Genomic DNA, 305 nt, shown 5'->3' with positions numbered 1-305 from the left:
GCCATAGGTGCCGTTGACGTAGAGATTGAAACCGCCACCGATGACGATGGTGCTTTCCGCTTCCACACCTTGGCTGACTGAGCTGCCGTTGGCGTAGAAAGTCGTGTTGCCGCTGGCATCGGTACTCGATGAATAGGCATTGTCGAATTTAATCCGGTAGGCATCGACATCAAGAGTGAAACGATCGCCTTTCCAAACTGAGCCGATTTGCGTGGTTTTGCTCTTGATCGAGGCTGGTAAGGCCGTGACATTGGCGTTTTTCACATCAAACACACTGGTCGGCGGAATTTCATCGCCGGTGGCGA

The 305-nt window shown here is 52.8% G+C and carries 1 protein-coding gene; it reads right to left on the bottom strand.

What is annotated here, in order from left to right:
- Positions 1-305: TonB-dependent receptor domain-containing protein (locus tag QN347_RS19665; RefSeq protein ID WP_323494375.1), on the bottom strand; the 305-nt coding region annotated here is incomplete at both ends.

Source organism: Sphingomonas sp. 10B4, assembly GCF_035019905.1.
Classification (GTDB): Bacteria; Pseudomonadota; Alphaproteobacteria; order Sphingomonadales; family Sphingomonadaceae; genus Sphingomonas; species Sphingomonas glacialis.
The sequence above is the reverse complement of the archived record's forward strand: the minus strand, read 5'-3'. Positions and strand labels throughout refer to the sequence as shown.